Here is a 14776-nt window from a genome sequence, read left to right on the forward strand (position 1 = left end):
TTTTTATTTGCGGAGTGAGTGCGTGGCAAAACGTGTTGCATTATTACTGGTGTTGTTACTGAGTATTTCGGCCTGTGGATACCGCGGCGCCTTATATTTACCGGAGCAACCGCCGGCCAGTGATAATGAACCTGCTGACAACTCGACTCCTGATGCTTCCGGAGATTCTCGCTAGTGGACTACTTCAGTTACAAAAACCAATCGCTGCACGCTGAAGACATTGACGTAAAGGCGCTGGCCGCCCAATACGGCACCCCGTTATACGTGTATTCACGTGCCACCCTTGAGCGTCACTGGCACGCCTTTAACGATGCGTTGGGCGACCACCCCCACCTGATTTGCTACGCGGTAAAAGCAAATTCTAATATTGGCGTGCTGAGCGTACTGGCCAAACTGGGATCTGGTTTCGATATCGTTTCAGGCGGCGAACTGGCCCGCGTTATCGAAGCGGGTGGCGACATGAGCAAAGTCGTGTTCTCGGGCGTGGGTAAAACACCGGAAGAAATCGAATTTGCACTGCAACAAGGTATTCACTGCTTTAACGTGGAATCAGAGCCAGAACTCGAGCGGATCAACGAGGTAGCGGCAAAGCTGGGCAAAAAAGCGCCTATATCGCTACGTATTAACCCCGATGTCGATGCCAAAACCCATCCATATATTTCCACTGGCTTAAAAGCCAATAAGTTTGGTATCGCCCGCGAGCGAGCGGTAGAGGTATACACCCTGGCGGCCAGCCTGGAGCATCTCAATGTAGTGGGCATGGACTGTCATATTGGTTCTCAGCTTACCGAAACCGGTCCTTTTGTGGATGCACTGGAGCGCTTACTGGAACTGGTAGATGAGCTGTCGGCCAAGGGCATTGAAATCAGCCATCTCGACGTAGGCGGCGGTTTGGGTGTTACCTATAAGGATGAAACACCGCCGCACCCGAAAGAGTACGCCCAAGCGATTGCGGCGAAAATGGCCGGTCGCGAACACTTAACTCTGATTATGGAGCCTGGACGCGCTATTGCAGCAAACGCCGGTATCATGCTCACCAAAGTAGAGTTTGTGAAGGAGGGCGAGGAAAAGAGCTTCGCGATTGTGGATGCTGCCATGAATGATCTCATTCGTCCTTCTCTTTACTCAGCCTGGATGTCGATTATTCCGGTAGATGAAAATCCAACCCATACACCTCATGTTTACGATGTGGTTGGCCCGATTTGCGAAACCGGTGATTTCATTGGTAAAGACCGCGAACTGGCAATTGCCCCGGGCGACCTGCTGGCAGTACGTAGCGCTGGTGCTTACGGTTTTGTAATGGCTTCGAACTATAATACACGCTGCCGCCCGGCTGAGTTGCTGGTAGATAAAAGCAATGTTCATGTGGTCAGAGAAAGAGAAAATCTAAAAGATCTCTGGAAAGGTGAGCATAAAGTTACGTAAACTAGCACTATTCTTATAAGTCCTGTTGCGCTAAACCCCGTTGTTGTTAGTTGGGTTATTGTGATGAACACTGCATCACCTTTTCTGTCATAACAACACCGGGTGCCTAAAAAAATAGTCTGCAACACTTAAATAAACAGGCCCAGGATGCTGGTGAACTTTTCTAAAATGCACGGTCTCGGCAATGACTTTATGGTCATTGATAATGTGACTCAAAATGTTTTTTTCTCGCCGGAAAAAATCCAGCAGCTTGCCGACCGCAATTTTGGTATTGGTTTCGACCAGCTCCTGATGGTTGAGCCACCCTACGATCCCGATCAGGATTTTCATTACCGTATTTTTAATGCTGACGGCTCAGAAGTGTCGCAGTGCGGTAATGGGGCGCGCTGCTTTGCACGCTTTGTGAAGCTCAAAGGCTTAATCAACCGCAACAAGATTCTGGTGAGTACCAAAGCCGGCAAAATGATCCTGTATCTGGAAAAAGACGGTCAGGTCACGGTCAACATGGGTGTGCCAGATTTTACCCCGGCAGAAATCCCGTTAAAGGCAAATAAAGAAGAAAAAACCTATATTATTCGTGCCGACGATAGCACCCATTTTTGCGGTGCAGTCTCCATGGGCAATCCCCATTGCGTACTGGAGGTAGACAACACCGAAAGCGTCGATGTAGAAACGATCGGGCCACTACTAGAACGCCACGAACGCTTCCCTGAAGGGGTTAATGTGGGCTTTATGCAAGTATTGACGGCCGAACATATTCGCCTCAGAGTATTTGAACGTGGAGCAGGAGAAACCCTGGCATGTGGCAGCGGTGCATGCGCAGCAGTTGCAATAGGACAAATACAAGGTAAATTAGGCAAAGACGTTCGGGTGGATTTACCTGGTGGGCGCTTGCGCATCCGCTGGCAAGGGCCAGGAAGCCCATTAAAAATGACCGGACCGGCTGAGCATGTATACGACGGAACAATAAATATATGAATGAACTATCAGGTCAGGCCAATACCACACTGCAGTTTGATACCGACTTTCCTGAGGTAGGTGAGTTAACTGCCGAACAAGTGAGTCAGTATTTGGTCGAGAACCCTGATTTTTTTATTCAGCATCCGAGTATTTTAGAAGCGCTGCAAATCCCCCACCTGCAAAAAGGCAGCGTGTCACTGGTAGAATTGCAAAGTGAGCAGCTGCGCAAAAAAGTGCGCCTGCTTAACTATAAGCTCAGCCAACTGATTGGCATTGCCAAGCAAAACGAAAAAATTTACCGCGCCTACGCCGATTTAAACCTGCACCTGTTAACCTGCAAAGACGTTGGCGAAATGCTGCTTAAACTACAGGAAACCCTGCAGGATGAACTGGGACTGGCGAGTGTGGAACTCAAGTTGTTTAAAGGCGCGAATGCGTTACCGGAATTACAGCAGCGATTGTTCATGGAAAAACGCTTCAAACAGGGGCCGTACTTTTTTGGCCGCCTCAGCCAGCACGAAAAACAGCTGATGTTCGGTAATGAAGTGGCTGAATCTGTTGCTTTGATCCTACTAGGTGAGAGCCACAATTTAGGCGTGTTAGCCGTTGGCAGCCGCAACGCCGATCACTTTACCCCCGATATGGATACCCTGCTGTTAAACCAGCTGCGCGAAGTCCTAAATGTAGTTCTGCCCGAGAAACTGCGTTACTGATGACTGCATCGGCGGCCGACTCTCCCGCATCGCTGTCGCCGGACTGCGAATACTGGCTGAACAAATTTATTGATTACCTGCGTTATGAACGCGGCTTGTCTGATCACACCATTAAAAATTATGCGCGACAACTTGAACAGATTGCGCTGAGTCTGGAGCTAACGAGCTGGCAACAACTGGACCAGGCGGCGGTAAAAAAAGCCGTCGCCATTGCCCGTAAACAAAGTCTTGGCGCGCGAAGCACCGCTCTGCGCTTATCTGCACTGCGCACGTTTTGTAAATACCTGTTGCGTCATCAAATTATCGGCATCGACCCGGTAGAAGGTATTTCAGCGCCCAAAGCGGAGAAACCTCTGCCCAAGCAGATGTCGGTGGACGATATGTCTGCATTGCTGAATGAGTCGGATGATGAAGAGATCGTGATCCGTGACCAGGCGATGTTTGAACTGATGTACGGTTGTGGGTTACGCCTCAGCGAGCTGACCTCGTTGGATCTTAAACACATTACCAGCGATCGTCAGTTACGCGTAACAGGTAAAGGCAACAAGCAACGTCTTCTGCCCATTGGCCGTAAAGCCTGGCAGGCCTTACAACGTTGGCTGGCTATTCGCAGTCATTGGGGCGCAGGATTCGATAATGCGCTGTTTATCAGCCGCCAGAAGCGGCGTATATCCAATCGTCAGGTGGGTAATCGCCTCACTGAAATGGCCCGGCGGCAAACCCTGAATCAGCGTATTAACCCGCATAAATTGCGCCATTCTTTTGCGACCCATGTACTGGAGTCGAGCAGTGATTTACGCGCAGTACAAGAGCTATTAGGCCATGCTAATCTGTCGACCACTCAGGTGTACACCCATCTGGATTTTCAACATTTAGCCAAAGTGTATGATACAGCCCACCCTCGTGCCCGTAAGAAGAAAGATTAATCAGCCAGTCAGGAATTTTTGATGCAATGTTACCGCCCGGTCTCGCCGGTTAAAGCTATGACCTTTGATTTAGACGATACCCTGTACGATAACGAGCCTATCATTGCAGGCGCTACTCAGGCCCTGAACAATCGAATTGCCGAGCTTTACCCGGCAGCCGCCGCGCTGCCGGCGGCACAATGGGCCGCCATAAAGCGAGACCTGATTAAAGGCAACCGGGGATTAGCTTCGGATATGGGTCGATTGCGCTATGAGACCCTTTACCACGGACTGGCCGCAGAGCAGTTAGACGATGACAAGCGCCACCAGGCGGCGCAGTCGTTATTTGATTATTTTTATCATGCCCGCAGCGACTTTGCTGTAAGCGAAGAAGTCAGCCGGATACTGGCCACTCTGGCTGCAAAAATCCCTTTAATAGCTATTACTAACGGCAATGTGGACACAGTAAAAATTGGCATTGATGAATTCTTCACTGCCACGTATCACGCCAGCCTGAGTCGCCCCAGCAAACCCCACCGCCATATGTTCGATGAAGCGGCACAAACTTTGGGCCTCGCGCCGCAGGAAATCCTCCATGTGGGCGACAATCTCGAAAAAGACGTGCTTGGCGCACACCGGGCCGGATTGCAAACCGCCTGGTTCGCGGTGAACCGCTCTATGGATTTACGTCAGGAAGACGTCAGTGTGCTACCCGGTGTTCATCTGCACAGTCTGGCTGAATTGCTGTGGTTTGTTGCCTGACGACGTTTACAACCCCCAATCAATACTCATCGAAAAATACCATGCAGATCATTCAACACAGCGAGGACCTGGCTACTACCACCGGCACCATGCGTTGTTATATTTATCGGCCGGCCAGTGAGCAACGCTATCCGGCCATCGTTTTTTACTCTGAAATATTTCAGCACACGGCACCCATCGGTCGCTCGGCGGCCATCATGGCTAGCCACGGTTTTGTCGTTATCGTGCCGGAAGTCTTTCACGAGCTGAACCCCATTGGTACGGTACTTGGCTATGATGATGAGGGCAAAGACAAAGGTAATAACGACAAGTGGCAAAAGCCATTAACCAGTTACGACTCAGATCTCGTCGCCATTGTTGACCATTGTAAAACTGCATCTTATTGCACCGGAGTCGTTGGGGCCATGGGCGTTTGTCTTGGTGGTCATCTGGCTTACCGGGCCGCGATTAATCCGGCTGTGGCCAGTGCCTTCTGCCTGTATGCTACCGACATTCACAGCAACACCCTGCCCGCCAGCGATGAAGAACAAAGTTTCAATCACATGGCCGATATTCAGGGCGAGGTGTTTTTTGTGTGGGGTAAACAAGACCCCCATGTGCCCGCTGAAGGTCGTCTGAAGATTTATCAGCAATGCCTGGCCAGCGGCCTCAATTACCAGTGGCAGGAAGTTAACGCCGTGCACGCCTTTATGCGCGATGAGGGCGAACGCTATGATGGCGCTTTGGCATTACAGATGTATCAGCAAGCCGTGCAGTTTTTTCAACGTACGTTGGTTAGTTGAACTACTAATCTAGCAAGCTGTTGAATCAAATCCAGTGCTGGCCTTTTACTGAATTCCAGGGGTTTTAAAACGCTTTTGCTTTTTAAAACATTGCGTTAGCTAAGGATTTTTGTACGCCCTGAGCGGTCTCTGATTTCAATTCAAACTCAAGGGGTGCGGACTGCCCTGAAACAAAGATTTTCAGTTCTGCATCAAGGTCGAAATGACCTGCGGTTTCTACTTTAAACTGGGTAATCGCTTTATAGGGAATAGAGTGGTAATCCACTTTACGACCGGTCATGCCCTGTTTGTCGATAAACATAAACCGATTGCTGGTAAATACAATCAAGTCTCTCACCAGTTTGTAAGCACTTACAACCTTCTCATTATCACCCAGAATAGGCCCTAGTTCTTCCTGAACCTCGGCGACATCAACTTCACTGGCATTGCCCATCAGTGCATCAAGTAAACCCATAATGATTTCCGTTTTGTGATTAATCGAACTTTTACCTTAGCACACCTTTTCATGAATTCAGCCTGCAGGGCATCACTCGGCAAAAAGAAAACTTCACTTTCACGATGAAGTTGCGGTTAAATTAGACAGCCAAAAGGATTTACCATTTTTCTCAACACACAAGATGGTAAGCTAGAAGTAAACAGACAAAGGATAAATGAATGGAAAGCAACGCGCTGCAAGTGAGCTTTGATGATGTTCATCAGGCATCCTTGCGTATGATAGGCAAGGTTACCCGTACCCCGCTAATCGAATCGAGCCGCCTCAACCAATGGCTTGGGCAGCGTATCCTGTTTAAAGCTGAATGCTTTCAAACCACCGGCGCATTTAAGCTGCGCGGCGCCACTAACTTTATTGCCAGTTTGCAGGAGCAGGGCAATATTCCTCGGCATATTGTGGCGAATAGCTCCGGCAACCATGCTCAGGCTGTCGCTTACGCGGCCTCTCAGGCGGGTATCCCGGTAACCATTTTTTCTACAGAAAATATCTCCGAGGTAAAAGCAGCGGCAACCGAAGACTATGGGGCCGAGCTACGGCTTTACGCCACTCGCCCGGAAGCCGACGAGGCAGTAACACAGGCGGCCAAGCAAGAAGGGGTAGTGTGGATCCCGCCATTTAATCATCCGTTGATTGTGGCCGGACAAGGCACCGCTACTATGGAGGCTATTCAGGATGCCGATCACGTGGATGCCGTGTTTGCCCCCTGTGGCGGTGGCGGCCTGCTAAGCGGCAGTTTACTGGCAACCCGCCAACTCGCTCCCCATGCGAGAGTGATTGGTGCTGAGCCGCTACTGGCTAACGATGCTGCCCGCTCGTTACAATCTGGCGTAATAGAATCCCTTAGCGGGCCGGTTTCAACTTTAGCTGATGGCGCTGCGACGCCCTCAGTAGGTGATGTGACCTTCCCGATATTGCAGCAGCTCGACGACTTTTACGAAGTCAATGAACAACAAATTGCTTACTGGACCCAGTGGTTACAGCATCTGCTAAAATTACACGTAGAGCCCACCAGCGCCATGAGTATGGCCGCCGTTGCAGCCTGGGCAGTAAATGCGCCCAAAGGGCAAACCGCCGTAGTCATTTTATCCGGTGGCAATATCAGTAAAGCCACCATGACGAAAGTCTGGGATACTGACTATTTACTCCAGCCGCCTATCATTGAATAACAGCAAACTGAATAACACTATGTATAAAAAATCATTGCTCACCCTCTCTGCTACCTTGCTTCTTTCTGTAGGCTTCAGCGTATCGCTTAGCGCCGCCACACTGGTCACTAATGTGAAAGGCTACACCCTGAACCAACAAGGCAAACTTTTAAAGTTTAAGCGTATGCTTGTCGATGATAACGGTAAGGTAGTCAGCCTGGATCCAAACAATGTACCGGCAGGCACGACTAAGCTGGACGGCCACGACAAAGTATTGTTGCCGGGCCTTATTGATGCTCACGGCCACTTACTGGGCCTGGGCGGTAATCTACTGGAAGTCGACCTGCGTGAAACTGGCACGATGCAGGAAGCGGCGCAGTGGGTAGCGCAATATGCCATGGGTCATGCCGATCAGGAATGGATTATGGGACGCGGCTGGAATCAGGAGCTCTGGAGCGACCGCTCTTTTCCCAGTACGAGAGTCCTCGATGACGTTATCAGCAATAAACCAGTATGGTTAACCCGGGTCGACGGCCACGCTGCCTGGGTAAACACCAAAGCCCTGGAATTGGCCGGCATTACTAACGACACACCCGATCCAACCGGTGGCCAGATTATTCGCGATGAAAACGGCCAGGCCACCGGGGTACTGATTGATAACGCCATGGATCTGGTTGCTGAAGTTATGCCTAAGCAAAGCAGCAATTTATACCAGGCACAGCTTAATGCAGCAGGTGAGCACTTACTATCGGTAGGTATCACTGCCATGCATGATGCAGGCATTGGCCATCACGTCTACGATTTTTACCTGGCCCGTGCGGCCGAGCAAAACCTGCCGGTGCGCATTTACGCTATGTTAAGCGCAACTGACCCTACCCTGCCAGATATGCTGGATACCGGCATTATACGCAGCAGTGACGACTTCCTGTTTATCCGCAGTGTTAAGGCCTATGGTGACGGCGCGCTAGGCAGCCGTGGCGCAGCACTGATTAAACCCTACAGCGACGCGCCACACCAGCACGGCTTACTGCTCACCCAGCCGGAAGACTTTCCAAAGATCTTCCAACAAGTATTGGGCGCAGGTTTTCAACTCAACTTTCACGCCATTGGTGACCGTGCTAACCAAATGGTACTGGATGAATTCGAGCGCACTTTCAGCTCTACCGGTGGTCAGGAACTGAGAAACCGTGTGGAGCATGCTCAGGTGATTGCGGTAGAAGATCTACCACGTTTTGCCGAATTAAAGGTATTACCTTCCATGCAGCCTACCCACGCCACCAGCGATAAAAACATGGCCGAAGACCGCTTGGGTAAAGACCGTATGGAGGGCGCTTACGCCTGGAAAACCCTAATTGACAGTGGTATTCCGTTACCTCTGGGCTCAGATTTTCCGGTAGAACTGGCCAATCCGTTCTATGGTCTGCACGCAGCGGTTACCCGGCAGGACAGAAATAATCAACCCGTGGCGGGCTGGTACCCAGAACAGGCGTTAACCATAGAACAAGCGTTTAAGGGCTTTACGCTGGATGCGGCCTACGCCGCCCATATGGAAGATTCACTGGGTACATTAACCCCGGGCAAGTGGGCCGATTTCATTCTGGTTGATCAGGATATTTTTGAAATCCCGGCCCAGGACATCTGGAAAACCAAGGTTATTCAAACCTGGCTGGCCGGTGAGAAAGTGTTCGACGCAAACACGTCTTCAGACTAGAACATAACACCTGCGGTTACTGCGACCGCAGGCTTTTTGCGGTGCTGGGTTAACCTTTTCCTTTGATATGAGCTTAGCCAAACAGCGAAGTTTTTAATTTGTAAGTGCTTATCGGTTATGCGTGACATTTTCAACTTGCTAGAAATAAGGTGAAGAATTTTCAAAGGCCCGCTGTGTTTTTTAACACGAAGAAAGTGAAATAAAAAATGGCCGCATTGTTTGCGGCCATTTTTTATTTCGCTTTTTTAAGTTTCTTTTTCAGCTTTTTTACTTTTGTTTCTTGTTTTGCAATTTTCGCTTTGCGTGATTTGATTTCTTGTTTTAACGCTTTTGTTTTAGATTTTGCCATCTTAAATGACTCCTAATTTTTATCAGTTTGTTTTTGCTCTCGCTCGTGTTCAGCGATAAAGCTCTTGATGAATCGTCTTACCTCTCGGGCTGCGCTTGTATCGAGCTCATCACAGAGATCAACAAACGCCTTACGCTCCTCATCATTAATGCGGATTATTAATTGACTATTCTTTTTCTTACTTTTTGTCACAGGCAATCAAATCAATAGTAAGGAGTAACTCGATATACAAAAGATAGCAAATGTATATACATTTTTCAATATCCACTCAAACCCGGTGTATACAGGTTAAAGAAGCTTTGCGCATTCTGTCATCCTTAAATGCAGACTTGCTTCAATTTATCATCGCCAAAACCACCAACGCGATACCCCCACTAAAAAGCACATCACCGCCACATAACCCAATATGCTCACCATGGGGCTATAGAGTGCATAACTAAGCACTTCGGCTTGTGCAGGGTGGTCCGGTGAGTAAACAACTGTCAGCTTATCGCCTTCTTTTATTAAGCCCATGCCAGCATAAATATGCGCATTGGCATATATCCGGTAGGTCTCTCCTGCTACCTGATACTGAATCGTAATCTCATGTAACTCAGACTCCCGTGATGAACCTGTTCCCCGGATTTGCTCAATATAAACCTGTTTATCCACCACCGTCCCACTGGCAGAATTACCATTGATAAAACCCGTAAGCACATTACCGCTCAACAGCAACATGATAAACAGGCAAAACCAGCCAGTTGCCAGGGTATATTGCAGGTATGTTCCTTTTTGCGCAGTGCTCAATATTGTAATCTCCCTGAATACTACCGGACTGATCTGACCGGAAATCCCACAATGCGATGATGAAATACTGTATAGTGATTGCCGTTTTTTAGCTAACAGGAATCAATATGTCTTTAAGTGTAAACAGCTATTTCGACGATAACGTTAAATCTATCGCTTTTGAATCGGCCAACGGCCCGTGTACGTCAGGGGTGATGCTGCCTGGTGAATATGTATTCTCTACCAGTAAAGATGAATTGATGAAAGTGGTTGAAGGTGAGCTGGTGGTTAAACTGCCTAGCGCGGAAGAGTTTTTATCGTTTAAAACCGGTAGTGAATTTAACGTAGCCGCGAATCAGTCGTTCGACGTGAAAGTCAGCACTACTACTGCTTACCTGTGCTTCTATAGCTAAGGTTGAGTTTATCCAGCGAGCCGGAAAGTGGCTCGCTGTGTATTCCTCGAGCGGGCAACACACTTCTCATTAATAGAGTGTTTTAATCCACTTTTCTTCGGTAATAAAACTCCAGTCCCACTTGGCGTATTGCTCTGGCAGACCCTTTTCTACTGCTTGCGCTACCGACAAACCTGCTGCTTTTTGCTCTTCCACCCAGTCTTTAGTGGCTTTAATCATCGCTAGAAAGTTTTCGTAATCTGCTTTTTTGGCCAATGGGCCATGACCCGGGATAATCACAGTAGCGTTATTGATTTTCCCTAGCAGGATTTCAACCGCCTTGATATATCCGTCTACTGTCCCGCCAGCGCCTAAGTCGATATAGGGGAATCGTTCGTTAAAAAACAGATCGCCAGTATGCAACACATTGGCCTCCTCAAACCACACCACACTGTCGCCGTCGGTGTGACCGTTAGCTAAGTGAAACACGTTGAGCGTTTCATCGTTGAAGTGGATTTTTATACCATCCTCAAAAGTGACTACCGGCAAGGCAGCTTTGGCGATGGAGTTATCATTGGCCAGGCGGATACGCACGTTCTCATGGGCAAAGATGGTGGCCCCTTTATTATCGTGGAAAAACGCATTACTGCCAGTATGGTCGCCATGATAATGGGTATTGATCACATAGCTTGGAGTGTCTGTTGCCAGATCACCCAGCGCAGCACTGATTTTAGGTGCCAGAGGCGCAAACTGGTCGTCGATGATCAGCACGCCATCGTCACCGGCTGAGACTCCGATGTTACCGCCAGCGCCTTGTAGCATATAAGCACTACCCTTTAGTGGCGTGACACTAATAGACACATCAGCAAAACGGTCCTGAGCAGCACTCTGTGATGCACAAAATATCAGAGCCGCCCCAAGCGTACTGGAAATACGTGTTTTCATTTTTTTAATTACCTGTCGTTAGCGAATAGTGGTTGGATGAAATTCCATTCCACCATTTATAAGCTATTACAGACAAATAGGTTCACCGGAGGTGACAGGATTGTCTCTCAGGGCGTTGTTTCGACGGCCTTTTCCCCCAAAAAGCGAAAGCGCTCCACACTACGCCCGTTTACTTTAACTTCTTCAGTGAACATGGATAGTGGTCTTACCCACAAGCCTCTTTCGCCATATAGGGGGCGGTAAACCACCAGGTGGGTTTCGTCTTCTGAGTGTGTTGCCACACCAATGACTTCGTAATTGTTACCTTTGTAATGTTGGTAAATTCCCGGGCTTATCATTAAATACTTCCTTTAGGTGATGCGCACAGTCAGTTTGTAAGTCTAGTTCAGGTTCCTTGGCGCTGCGAACTCATCAGCGCAGTTTATTTCCGGCCGGTTTACAAGGTTTCAAAAGGTAAATCCAATTGCTTGTTTTCGTCTTTTTCTGCCAGGCCTACCTGCAGGCCTACCAGCCTTATACCCCGGCCATTGCTGCGCTGATACGCTTCCTGCAACAATGGCTTAAACGCACTACGGTGAACACTGGGGTAGCGGTGCTCTGCAGAGGTCAGTTGGAAATCGCTAAACTTTAGCTTCACCCCTAGCGTGCGAATGTTAGGTGGCCGCCCGCCATTATGTTTTCGCTGATGAGCAGTCAGCCTTTCTTGTAATGTAGTATATAGCTTATCGATTATTTCATCACACGCCTCAAGCGACTGGATATCTTCACTTAACGTGCGCTCAACACCTACCGACTTGCGAATCCGATTAGTCTGCACCGGTCTATCATCAATCCCATGGGCTCTGTCCCAGATCACCTGACCAAACTTGCCAAAGCGCTTTTGCAGCTCCGTTATGGGGTAAGCTCTGACATCAGCGCAGGTGTGTAACCCAAGCTGATTAAGCTTTTGTACAGTTACCTGTCCTACGCCCGGGATCTTTTTAAGCGACATGGCTTTAACAAATTCATCCAGTTGGTCTGGTGTGACTACACACAGGCCATTGGGTTTGTTTTCGTCACTAGCTACCTTAGCCACAAATTTACAGGGCGCTACACCGGCTGATGCCGTAAGGTTAAGCTCGCTGTCGATACGCTGGCGAATTTCTTCGGCTATGCGGGTAGCACTCCCCTGAAATAAAGATGAGCCGGTAACATCCAGATAAGCTTCATCCAAAGACAAGGGTTCAATCAGATCGGTGTAGTCGGCAAATATGGCCCTTATCTTTTGTGATTCTTCCTGATAGACCGCCATGCGTCCTTTAACCAACTTTAAGTTGGGGCACAGTTTTAGAGCATAGGCCGACGCCATGGCTGAGCGCACACCATACTTGCGTGCCGGATAATTGCAGGTCGCTATAACACCACGGCGCTCGCTACTGCCGCCAATGGCAATAGGTATATTACGTAGCGCCGGGTTGTCCCGCATTTCTACCGCTGCGTAAAAGCAATCCATATCCACATGTATTATCTTGCGCATGCCTGCTACTTTATTTCGGCCTGATTGGGCAACCGTTGTCTTTGGCTCTTCATGATAGTGGAATAATACTGTATATTTAACCAGCAATCCAGTGTCACTTTTCATTTTTGGCCTGTCTGCGTTTGGCATCTACGACTAATAGCGCATATGGCTATGTTAACAGTTTGTTATCAGAAATTTACTCCTTGTCGAATTTGTTTAGTACTTTAGACTAGCTGCGGAGTATGACCTGCGTGCAGGCGAAGGTTAACATTCTGATTCTACGTGTAAACAGCGACAACAGGTTTGTAAATATAGAGATAATAAATAAACAATGATTTAACAAATAAGCTATTTTATTTTCTCTAGGATGATGTCTGATTCGATTGTACCTTTATTTGGAGTCAGTACACATGAGTACCAGTAACACCGTGGACGGCAAGGCTGATTTGGCCGGGGATGCCCCGTCAGCATCATCGCCGCAGTCTTCAAATTACAGCCAACAACATAAACCAAGCTCAGCCTTTAACAGCAGGGATGAGTACCTGGAACATGAGCTGCAGATCATGTCACCACGGCGCTGGCGGCCTAATCTGCCTTTTCGTGACTATCGTTTTGAATGGGAAGATACTATTCCCGCTATGGCCGGCACCATTGGTAAAGTGGTGATGGTGGGCGCAATTGCTGCCACCTTCGCTGGTCCACTAGGGCTGAGTGACGGCTTTGTACTGGAAAATGTGCGCTACGAACTTATTCTGGTTGCGTTTTTCATTGTGTTGTTTTCAGGATTTATCCTTCCTACGGCAAATTTAGCCGGTACCCATGGCCCGCTGATCCCACTCATTCCTATTGTTGTGGCTGCGGGTGGTCACCCAATGGCCTTTGGCCTCCTCATCGGCGTATTTGGTTTTCTGCTGGCAATAAGCAAGGGGGGCAGTTTGCTGGCGCGGCTTACCAGTAAAGGTGTGTGCGGAGGACTGTTACTCTATCTTGGCTTTATTGGCACGACGTCTCAGGTTAAAAAGCTGTTTGCCTGGGCTGAAGGTATCGATATGGCTCACATCGCCTTTATTGTGATTGCCTGCACCATTGTGCTCTATGCCTTGCTGGAACACTGGAAAAAACGCTGGTTAGCAGTGCCCTTAAGCTGCTTATTGGGTGGCGGCATCGCTTTTCTGCTGGGCGCGCCATTTGAATTTAATACGGCACCGGGTTTTCCGAACATGAGCCCGTCTTACTGGTGGGGCGAGAGTACCGGCTGGATGTTGGGTTTGCCAACCCTCGAAAGCTTTATCGTGGTATTACCGTTTGCGGTACTGGCTGTTGCTATGTGGTCTCCGGACTTCCTCGGCCACCAGGTGTTCCAGAAAATCAGCTATCCGCCGAAAACTGAAAAAGTACAGATGAATATTGATGACACCATGGTCAGTGCATCGGCGCGGCAAATGGTGGGCTCAGTGATGGGAGGTGCAAACTTTACCTCGTCCTGGGGCACTTATATTGTGCCAGCAGCCATTGCCAAACGTCCTATTCCCGCTGGAGCATTGTTAACCGCGTTGTTCTGCGTAATCGCCGGTATCTGGGGTTATCCCATGGATCTGGCTATCTGGGAGCCAGTACTGTGTGTAGCATTGATTGTGGGCGTGTTCATACCACTGTTAGAAGCAGGAATGGAAATGACCCGAGAAGGCAAGACCACCCAGTCAGCTGCTATTGTCGTATTCTCGTCAGCGCTGGTAAATCCGGCCTTCGGCTGGTCCTTAACCATGCTGCTGGATAACCTTGGTCTGATAGGCTGTAAGGAGCGTAGTGCAGAACTTTCCAACATGAGTCGCTGGATTATACCGGGCATTATGTTTGTTGTACTCACTACCGTGATGGCCCTGGTGGGCTTGTTACCCGGCATTCCGGCTATTCTCCCCAATTTTCGTTAA

At 48.9% G+C, this 14776-nt stretch carries 17 protein-coding genes; 11 read left to right on the plus strand and 6 right to left on the minus strand.

Annotated features, from left to right (window positions below; translation table 11 throughout):
- The first annotated feature begins 22 nt into the window (after positions 1-22).
- The 7 genes from lptM (at position 23) to AC2T0J_RS04125 (ending at position 5547) form a co-directional block, all read left to right on the plus strand.
- Complete coding sequence (lptM, locus tag AC2T0J_RS04095; RefSeq protein WP_489808901.1) at positions 23-175, plus strand: LPS translocon maturation chaperone LptM; 153 nt, start codon at positions 23-25, stop codon at positions 173-175.
- On the plus strand, positions 175-1425 hold the full coding sequence (lysA, locus tag AC2T0J_RS04100) for a diaminopimelate decarboxylase (protein ID WP_489808902.1): 1251 nt from the start codon (positions 175-177) through the stop codon (positions 1423-1425). Before lptM ends, lysA begins: the two co-directional genes overlap by 1 nt.
- Before the next feature lie 147 nt (positions 1426-1572).
- Positions 1573-2403, plus strand: coding sequence for a diaminopimelate epimerase (dapF, locus tag AC2T0J_RS04105; protein WP_489808903.1), 831 nt, complete (start codon positions 1573-1575; stop codon positions 2401-2403).
- Positions 2400-3098: a DUF484 family protein gene (locus AC2T0J_RS04110; RefSeq protein WP_489808904.1), complete on the plus strand. Its 699-nt coding sequence runs from the start codon at positions 2400-2402 to the stop codon at positions 3096-3098. Before dapF ends, AC2T0J_RS04110 begins: the two co-directional genes overlap by 4 nt.
- Positions 3098-4024: a tyrosine recombinase XerC gene (gene xerC, locus AC2T0J_RS04115; RefSeq protein WP_489808905.1), complete on the plus strand. Its 927-nt coding sequence runs from the start codon at positions 3098-3100 to the stop codon at positions 4022-4024. The genes AC2T0J_RS04110 and xerC overlap by 1 nt, the downstream gene beginning before the upstream one ends.
- Positions 4025-4045: 21 nt before the next feature.
- Positions 4046-4765 (plus strand): HAD-IA family hydrolase, encoded by a 720-nt coding sequence (locus AC2T0J_RS04120; protein ID WP_489808906.1) that lies wholly within the window; start codon positions 4046-4048, stop codon positions 4763-4765.
- A 41-nt stretch (positions 4766-4806) separates the two neighbouring features.
- Positions 4807-5547, plus strand: a complete 741-nt coding sequence (locus AC2T0J_RS04125) for a dienelactone hydrolase family protein (RefSeq protein WP_489808907.1) — start codon at positions 4807-4809, stop codon at positions 5545-5547.
- An 82-nt stretch (positions 5548-5629) separates the two neighbouring features.
- Here the strand turns inward: AC2T0J_RS04125 and AC2T0J_RS04130 are convergent, their stop codons facing one another.
- Complete coding sequence (locus AC2T0J_RS04130; protein ID WP_489808908.1) at positions 5630-6001, minus strand: PH domain-containing protein; 372 nt, start codon at positions 5999-6001, stop codon at positions 5630-5632.
- A 200-nt stretch (positions 6002-6201) separates the two neighbouring features.
- On the opposite strand from AC2T0J_RS04130, the gene AC2T0J_RS04135 reads away from it, so the two are divergent.
- Together AC2T0J_RS04135 and AC2T0J_RS04140 are read left to right on the plus strand one after the other, a co-directional pair.
- Positions 6202-7206, plus strand: a complete 1005-nt coding sequence (locus tag AC2T0J_RS04135; protein WP_489808909.1) for a serine/threonine dehydratase — start codon at positions 6202-6204, stop codon at positions 7204-7206.
- A gap of 19 nt (positions 7207-7225) precedes the next feature.
- Complete coding sequence (locus tag AC2T0J_RS04140; protein WP_489808910.1) at positions 7226-8896, plus strand: amidohydrolase; 1671 nt, start codon at positions 7226-7228, stop codon at positions 8894-8896.
- Positions 8897-9257: 361 nt separating this feature from the next.
- On the opposite strand, the gene AC2T0J_RS04145 is transcribed toward AC2T0J_RS04140, so the two are convergent.
- Both AC2T0J_RS04145 and AC2T0J_RS04150 read right to left on the minus strand, forming a co-directional pair.
- Positions 9258-9443 carry a hypothetical protein gene (locus AC2T0J_RS04145; protein ID WP_489808911.1) on the minus strand — a complete coding sequence of 62 codons (186 nt, stop codon included), beginning with the start codon at positions 9441-9443 and terminating at the stop codon, positions 9258-9260.
- Positions 9444-9587: 144 nt separating this feature from the next.
- Entirely contained in the window at positions 9588-10031 is a 444-nt protein-coding gene (locus AC2T0J_RS04150) for a DUF3592 domain-containing protein (RefSeq protein ID WP_489808912.1), read from the minus strand.
- A 107-nt stretch (positions 10032-10138) separates the two neighbouring features.
- Here AC2T0J_RS04150 and ppnP point away from each other — a divergent pair, with 107 nt between their 5' ends.
- The gene (gene ppnP, locus AC2T0J_RS04155; RefSeq protein WP_489808913.1) at positions 10139-10423 is read left to right on the plus strand and encodes a pyrimidine/purine nucleoside phosphorylase; all 285 of its coding nucleotides are present in this window, start codon (positions 10139-10141) and stop codon (positions 10421-10423) included.
- 69 nt (positions 10424-10492) lie between these two features.
- Here the strand turns inward: ppnP and AC2T0J_RS04160 are convergent, their stop codons facing one another.
- The 3 genes from AC2T0J_RS04160 to dinB form a co-directional block, all read right to left on the minus strand.
- Positions 10493-11347, minus strand: coding sequence for an MBL fold metallo-hydrolase (locus tag AC2T0J_RS04160; protein ID WP_489808914.1), 855 nt, complete (start codon positions 11345-11347; stop codon positions 10493-10495).
- A gap of 107 nt (positions 11348-11454) precedes the next feature.
- Positions 11455-11685, minus strand: coding sequence for a DUF1653 domain-containing protein (locus tag AC2T0J_RS04165; protein WP_489808915.1), 231 nt, complete (start codon positions 11683-11685; stop codon positions 11455-11457).
- 98 nt (positions 11686-11783) lie between these two features.
- Complete coding sequence (dinB, locus tag AC2T0J_RS04170) at positions 11784-12863, minus strand: DNA polymerase IV (protein WP_489808916.1); 1080 nt, start codon at positions 12861-12863, stop codon at positions 11784-11786.
- Positions 12864-13255: 392 nt separating this feature from the next.
- On the opposite strand from dinB, the gene AC2T0J_RS04175 reads away from it, so the two are divergent.
- The gene (locus AC2T0J_RS04175) at positions 13256-14776 is read left to right on the plus strand and encodes a DUF3360 family protein (protein WP_489808917.1); all 1521 of its coding nucleotides are present in this window, start codon (positions 13256-13258) and stop codon (positions 14774-14776) included.

Source organism: Alteromonas sp. ISO5, assembly GCF_058105165.1.

What these genes read in the sequence shown, in the direction of transcription:
- AC2T0J_RS04130 (WP_489808908.1), bottom strand. Translation starts at nt 6,001, where the DNA reads ATGGGTTTACTTGATGCACTGATGGGCAATGCCAGTGAAGTTGATGTC.
- ppnP (WP_489808913.1), top strand. Translation starts at nt 10,139, where the DNA reads ATGTCTTTAAGTGTAAACAGCTATTTCGACGATAACGTTAAATCTATC.
- AC2T0J_RS04135 (WP_489808909.1), top strand. Translation starts at nt 6,202, where the DNA reads ATGGAAAGCAACGCGCTGCAAGTGAGCTTTGATGATGTTCATCAGGCA.
- AC2T0J_RS04160 (WP_489808914.1), bottom strand. Translation starts at nt 11,347, where the DNA reads ATGAAAACACGTATTTCCAGTACGCTTGGGGCGGCTCTGATATTTTGT.
- AC2T0J_RS04110 (WP_489808904.1), top strand. Translation starts at nt 2,400, where the DNA reads ATGAATGAACTATCAGGTCAGGCCAATACCACACTGCAGTTTGATACC.
- dapF (WP_489808903.1), top strand. Translation starts at nt 1,573, where the DNA reads ATGCTGGTGAACTTTTCTAAAATGCACGGTCTCGGCAATGACTTTATG.
- AC2T0J_RS04120 (WP_489808906.1), top strand. Translation starts at nt 4,046, where the DNA reads ATGCAATGTTACCGCCCGGTCTCGCCGGTTAAAGCTATGACCTTTGAT.
- AC2T0J_RS04125 (WP_489808907.1), top strand. Translation starts at nt 4,807, where the DNA reads ATGCAGATCATTCAACACAGCGAGGACCTGGCTACTACCACCGGCACC.
- AC2T0J_RS04140 (WP_489808910.1), top strand. Translation starts at nt 7,226, where the DNA reads ATGTATAAAAAATCATTGCTCACCCTCTCTGCTACCTTGCTTCTTTCT.
- AC2T0J_RS04175 (WP_489808917.1), top strand. Translation starts at nt 13,256, where the DNA reads ATGAGTACCAGTAACACCGTGGACGGCAAGGCTGATTTGGCCGGGGAT.
- AC2T0J_RS04165 (WP_489808915.1), bottom strand. Translation starts at nt 11,685, where the DNA reads ATGATAAGCCCGGGAATTTACCAACATTACAAAGGTAACAATTACGAA.
- dinB (WP_489808916.1), bottom strand. Translation starts at nt 12,863, where the DNA reads ATGCGCAAGATAATACATGTGGATATGGATTGCTTTTACGCAGCGGTA.
- xerC (WP_489808905.1), top strand. Translation starts at nt 3,098, where the DNA reads ATGACTGCATCGGCGGCCGACTCTCCCGCATCGCTGTCGCCGGACTGC.